This window comes from Pseudaminobacter salicylatoxidans (assembly GCF_003148475.1).
Lineage (GTDB): Bacteria > Pseudomonadota > Alphaproteobacteria > Rhizobiales > Rhizobiaceae > Pseudaminobacter > Pseudaminobacter salicylatoxidans.
The window spans coordinates 171,956-178,295 of sequence record NZ_QGGG01000011.1; the positions used below are offsets into that span (position 1 = coordinate 171,956).

Consider the following 6,340-nt stretch of genomic DNA (forward strand, 5'->3'; position numbering starts at 1 on the left):
GTTAGGGGTGGGGGTAAGCCTCCCTACCCCGCCATCCTCTCTATGTCCCGGCGCAGCACGATCGCCGTGGTGAGATCGTCCACCCCCTGATGGCTGGCGATGAGATCGCGCAGCGTGTTGAGGCGGTCGATCGAGGGAACTTCCACCTCCACCACCAGATCGAGCTGGCCGCTGACGGACGACACACGGCGCACGTCCGGGTAGCGGGCAAGCTCGTCCAGGATGCCGAGCGAAGGCGTGCGCACCAGCGTGACCAGCAGGAAGGCGCAGACCAGTCCCTCGCCCATCTGGCCGATGTCGGCGCGATAACCCCGGATCACGCCTGCCTTTTCGAGCTGCGCGACCCGCTCGCTGGTGGCGCTGCGCGACAGGCCGATGCGGCCCGCCAGCGTCTTCAGCGGAATGCGCGCCTCCTTCGACAGGATGCCGAGAATTTCCCTGTCCTTGGCGTCGGGTTCCTTCATGGGCGGCTCCGTCACTTTGTCGATATCAGCAGGCAAACTGCCGGTGCAACCGGCGCTTTGCCGGATGCCTGATTTTTCGGCGCGTGCCAAGCTTCGCGCAAATCAAAAATCCGGGCCCATCATGACCGACGTGAACCATCCCGCTCCCGATTTCTCCCTCGAAACCGCGAAGGAGCTGGCGCAAAGCCATTTCGGCGTGAGCGGCGAGGCAAGCCCGCTCGACAGCGAGCGCGACCAGAACGTGCGGCTGGCCATGCCCGAAGGCGGCTGGATTTTCAAGATCGTCAATGCCAGCGAGCCGCACGCCGAAAGCGAGTTCCAGACCGCGCTGCTGGAGCATCTGGCGCGCACGGCGCCCGACCTTGCCGTGCCACGCCTGAAGATGAGCGGCGCTGGCGAGGCGCTGGCCTATGTGGAAGGCGCCGAAGGCGGGAAGCATGCGCTGCGCATGGTTTCGTGGCTGCCGGGCAAGCCGTTTGCTGAAGCCCGGCGCACGCCGGAACTGCTGGAAAGCCTTGGGAGCACGCTCGGCAAGCTTGACCGCGCCTTGCAGGGTTTTATCCATCCCGGCGCGCTGCGCAGCTTCGACTGGGACATCCGCCGCGCCGGCGCCTCGCGCCAGCGCCTGCACCACATAGCGGACGCTGATGACCGGGCGCTTGTGGAATGCTTCCTCGACCGCTTCGACGCGGAAGTCGCGCCGCGCCTGCCCTCACTGCGCGCGCAGGTGATCCACAACGACGCCAATGACTGGAACGTGCTGGTGGACGAGGCCGGTGCGCCGCGCGTGACCGGGCTGATCGATTTCGGCGATGCCCTGCATTCGGTGCTGATCGCCGAAGTGGCGGTGGCCTGCGCCTATTCGATCCTCGACATGGAAGACCCGATCGGCGCGGCGGCACGGCTGGCGGCCGGCTTTCACCGCGAATATAAGCTGCACGAGGAAGAGCTGGACGTGCTGTTCGACCTCATCGCCATGCGGCTGGTCATCAGCGTCACGCTGTCAGCGGCGCGGCGCCGGCAGACCGAGGACAACCCCTATCTTGCCATCAGCGAGGCGCCCGCCTGGCGGCTGCTGCGCAGGCTGGGCGCGATGAAGCCGCGCTTTGCCACCGCGATCCTGCGCCATGGCTGCGGCTTCGACGCCACGCCCGGCGCGCGCGCCGTGACGAACTGGATCGCGGCGCATCGCAAGCAACTCGCCCCGATCCTCGACCGCCATCCGGCAACGCTGACCAAGGCGCTGGTGCCCTATGGCGACCCGCACCATCCGATGACCGTCGATTCCGCCGGCCAGCGGCCGCACGAGGCCACCGCCTGGTGGGACGACTATTGCGCCAAACACGGCATCGAGCTCGGCATGGGGCCGTGGGGCGAGGCGCGCACGGTCTATGCCGGCGACATGTTCAGGTCGCGCTTCGTGGAGGGCGAGCGGCGCATCCACCATCTCGGCCTCGACCTCTTCATGGCGGCCGGTACGAAGCTCTACACGCCGCTGGCGGCGACGGTGGTGAGCGTCGAGATCGAGGAAGACCCGCTCGGCTATGGCGGGCTGGTGGCGCTGGAGCACCTGCCCGAAGGCTGCCCGCCCTTCGTGACGCTCTGGGGGCATCTGGCGCATGAGGTGACGACACGGCTGAAGCCCGGCGAACGGCTGGAGGCCGGCGATCTCGTCGCCATGATGGGCGCGCCGGAAGAGAATGGCGGCTGGGCGCCGCATCTGCATTTCCAGATTTCCACCGATCCGGGGCTTGCCGCGCGCGACGTTCTGGGCGTCGGCGAGGCGCGCTATCTCGATGTCTGGGCAGAGTTGTTTCCGGACGCCTCGGTGCTGGCCGGAATTCCGGCCGAGACTTTTCACCAGAGCGGGCGCACCCGGCCCGAGATCGTGGCGGCGCGCAAGGAAACGCTGCTGCCGAATCTGTCGATCTCCTATTCCGAGCCGATCAAGTTCGTGCGTGGCGAAGGCGCATGGCTGATCGACAACCGTGGCCGCGCCTATCTCGATTGCTTCAACAATGTCTGCCATCTCGGCCACGCCCACCCTGATGTGGTGGAGGCCATCGCCACACAGGCGGCGAAGCTCAACACCAACACGCGCTACCTGCACGACGCAATCGTCACTTACGCCGAGCGGCTGACGGCGACACTGCCCGACGGGCTGGCGGTGGCGAGTTTCGCCTGCTCGGGCAGCGAGGCCAACAGCCTCGCGCTGCGCATGGCGCGTGCCCACACCGGTCAGAACGACGCCATCGTGCTCGACTGGGCCTATCACGGCACCACGCAGGAGCTTATCGACCTCAGCCCCTACAAATACAAGCGCAAGGGCGGCAAGGGGCGGCCGGCGCATGTGTTCGAGGCCGTCATTCCCGACAGCTACCGCGCCCCGGTGGACTGGCCGCTGGAGGAGCACGCGAAGCGTTTTGCCCAGAACATCGCCGAGCAGATTGAGGCCATGCGCGCCCAAGGCCGCGCGCCGGCATTCTTCATCGCCGAGTCCATCCCGAGCGTCGCCGGCCAGGTGTTTTTGCCGGAGGGCTACCTCAAAGAAGTGTATGCCATGGTGCGCGCCGCTGGCGGCGTGTGCATCGCCGACGAGGTGCAGGTGGGTTTCGGCCGCGTCGGCAGCCACTGGTGGGCCTTCGAGATGCAGGGCGTGGTGCCTGACATCGTCACCATGGGCAAGCCGATCGGCAACGGGCATCCGATGTCGGCGGTGGTGACGACGCGTGAGGTCGCCGCGTCCTTCAACAACGGCATGGAATATTTCAACACGTTCGGGGGCAACCCGGTTTCCTGCGCGGCGGGGCTGGCGGTGCTCGATGTGATCGAGCGCGACGGCCTCAGGCAGAACGCGGCCGAGATCGGCGCGTATCTTCTCGACCGTTTCCGCGAGCTACAGGGACGCTACGAGATCATCGGCGACGTGCGTGGCGCGGGCCTGTTCCTCGGCATCGAACTGGTGGCCGACCGCAAGACGAAAGAGCCGGCAACGGCGCTCGCCAGCCGCATCAATGACGGCGTGCGCAAGCGCGGCGTGCTGATCGGCACCGAGGGTCCGCACGACAATGTGCTGAAGATGCGCCCGCCGATGATCTTCAGCCGCGCCAATGCCGACCATCTGGTGAGCGTGCTGGACGATACGATCGCGGCCGTGCTGGCGGAAGGCTGAAGCCGAGGCCACGTCTCATCGATCCATGCGGACGTCCTTGCGCAATTCACGGTGCGCGGCCGGCGGTGCGGAGGCATTGCGCAGCGCCGCATGCTTGTGCCCGTAGAGGAAATAGACGGCGAGCCCGATCACCAGCCACACCACCAGCCGCAGCCAGGTTTCCAGAGGCAGCCCGACCATCAGGAGCAGGCAGAACAGGATGCCCAGGATCGGCACGAACGGTACGCCGGGTGTGCGGAACGGCCGCGCCACATCGGCATGGCTCTTGCGCAGATAAAGCACCGCGCCGCACACCAGGCAGAAGGCGAACAGCGTGCCGATGCTGACCATCTCGCCAAGGATGCCGATGGGCGTCAGCGCCGCGACGATGGCGACGATGGTGCCGATCATGAGCTGGCTTTTCCACGGCGTGTGGCGGGTCGGATGCACCTCGGCGAATATCGGCGGCAACAGCCCGTCCTTGGCGATGGTGAAGAAAATGCGGCTCTGGCCGTAGAGCAGCACCAGAATGACGGTGGTGAGGCCCGCCAGCGCGCCGATCTTGATGAGCACCGAGAACCAGGTGAGCCCGATGACGTCCACGGCCCTGGCGATCGGGTCGGCGACGTTCAGCTGGCCATAGGGAACGATGCCCGTCAGCACCGCCGAAACGGCGATATACAGCAGGGTGCAGATCAACAGCGATCCCAGAATGCCGATGGGCATGTCGCGCTGCGGGTTGCGGGCCTCCTGCGCGGCGGTCGACACCGCGTCGAAGCCGATGAAGGCGAAGAACACGACGGCAGAGCCGCGCAATATGCCGCTCCAGCCGAAATGCCCGAACGCGCCCGTATTGTCGGGCACCAGCGGGTGCCAGTTGGCGGTGGTGACATAGGCCGAACCGAGCAGGATGAAGGCCAGCACCACGGTCAGCTTCACCGCGACCATGATGTTGTTGACCCGCGCCGATTCGCGCGTGCCCATGATCAGCATGAGGGTGAGGACGGCGACGATCAGCGCCGCAGGCAGGTTGACGATGCCATGGACGATCGTGCCGTCGGGCAGCGTCGCGGCGACCGTTTCGGGTGCCGCCGCAAAGGCCGGCGGAACATGGATGCCGAAATTGCCCAGCAGGCTGACGACATAGCCTGACCAGCCGACGGATACGGTGGCGGCCCCCATCGCATATTCCAGCACGAGGTCCCAGCCGATGATCCAGGCGACCAGCTCGCCCAGCGTGGCATAGGTGTAGCTGTAGGTGCTTCCCGAAACCGGAAGCAGGGCGGCAAGCTCGGCATAGCACAGCCCGACGAAGGCGCAGGCGATGCCACCCAGAACGAAGGAAAGCATGATGGCCGGGCCGGCATATTGCGCCGCCGCCGTGCCGGTCAGCACGAAGATGCCCGCGCCGATGATGCAGCCGATGCCCAGGGCGGTGATGCTCAACGCGCCGAGGCTCGGCGGGAGCGCGTGCTTTCCGGCTTCGCCGACAATATCGGCGACCGACTTCCTGTGCATGTAATCTGCCATTGACATGAAAATCGCCTCCACCGATCAAAGTAATCCGTGATGCAAGTCGTCATGCCGCGAGCCTGCGGTGCTGTCCGGCAGCGAATGCCCCGGCATCGGCCGATGCGTCTGCTCATTGTGAGAAAAATCGCGACCCGGCCGGATGGAGGCGAAACCGGCAGAGCGCCCGCCATTCTCGCGCATCGTCGCCAGGCTCAATTCGCCAGTGCGCCGGGAGGTTCCACCGGCATGGCCGGATCGCGAAATCGTGTAGGAAAAATGGGGCTGGAGCGATTCCCGTTTTCACGAACGTTTCGGAACGGCTCTATCTACCTGATTTTACGTATCTGCAGGCAGTCGCGGAAATCGCGCGCGGCCTGATGAAAGCCCTGCCGATGGATCCGGCCCATACATCGCGGGCGATCGGGCTGACGCTGCGCCAGGGGTGGCTGGCGACAGCCGCCAGCAGGAATTGCTCGACCTCATTGCCGCGCGCTGTGCCGAGGCGTTGCCACGGGGCGGATAGAAGCTTTCCCGTCACCGTGCGGGACTATCATATCCCCTGTGAGATACATCCGGCCGCCTTGCGGCCCCTTCTCCCCCGGCGGGGAGAAAGGGAGGAGCGAGCTCGATCTATTCCGCGGCCTCGGCATGCTGCACCCGCCCGATGCGCGCGGCGCAATATTTGAATTCCGGAATCTTGCCGTAGGGGTCGAGCATCGGGTTGGTCAGCCTGTTGGCCGGGCTTTCGTTGAAGCAGAAGGGCATGAACACCATGCCATCGGCGACTTCGCGGTCGGCGCGCAGGATGGCTTCCACCACGCCGCGCCGCGTCTCCACCGAAATCATGTCCCCCGGCGTCAGGCCGCTGCGGGCGATTTCGCGCGGGTTCATGGCGGCGATGCCATAGGGCTCGATGGCGTCGAGCACGCCGGCACGGCGCGTCATGGCGCCGGTGTGCCAGTGCTCCAGCAGGCGCCCGGTGGTCAGCACCAGCGGGTAGGCCGCGTCCGGCACCTCGTCGGGCGGCAGGAGGTCGGCCGGCACGATGCGGGCGCGCCCGTCCGAGGTGGGGAAACCGGACGAGAACACGATCTCGTTGCCCGGCTTGTCGTCGGCGTCGGCCGGATAGATGACCGATTCCTCGCGCTCGATGCGCTCCCACGAAATATGGTTCAGCGAGGGCATGACGCTGGCCATCTCGGTGTAGACCTCC

Annotated in this window: 4 protein-coding genes; 1 reads left to right on the forward strand and 3 read right to left on the reverse strand. The window is 66.2% G+C overall.

Annotation, left to right across the window (positions count from 1 at the left end):
• Positions 1 to 23: 23 nt before the first annotated feature.
• A complete protein-coding gene (locus C7441_RS16155; protein WP_109613757.1) occupies positions 24 to 464 on the reverse strand; it encodes an Lrp/AsnC family transcriptional regulator in 441 nt (146 codons plus the stop codon).
• 121 nt (positions 465 to 585) lie between these two features.
• Between C7441_RS16155 and C7441_RS16160 the strand changes: the two genes are divergently transcribed.
• Complete coding sequence (locus C7441_RS16160; RefSeq protein ID WP_109613768.1) at positions 586 to 3,636, forward strand: aminotransferase class III-fold pyridoxal phosphate-dependent enzyme; 3,051 nt, start codon at positions 586 to 588, stop codon at positions 3,634 to 3,636.
• Between the two features lie 15 nt (positions 3,637 to 3,651).
• Here the strand turns inward: C7441_RS16160 and C7441_RS16165 are convergent, their stop codons facing one another.
• Positions 3,652 to 5,151, reverse strand: coding sequence for an amino acid permease (locus C7441_RS16165; RefSeq protein WP_425326592.1), 1,500 nt, complete (start codon positions 5,149 to 5,151; stop codon positions 3,652 to 3,654).
• A gap of 606 nt (positions 5,152 to 5,757) precedes the next feature.
• A partial coding sequence (locus C7441_RS16170; RefSeq protein ID WP_280523574.1) for a molybdopterin oxidoreductase family protein occupies positions 5,758 to 6,340 on the reverse strand: 583 nt, incomplete at its 5' end.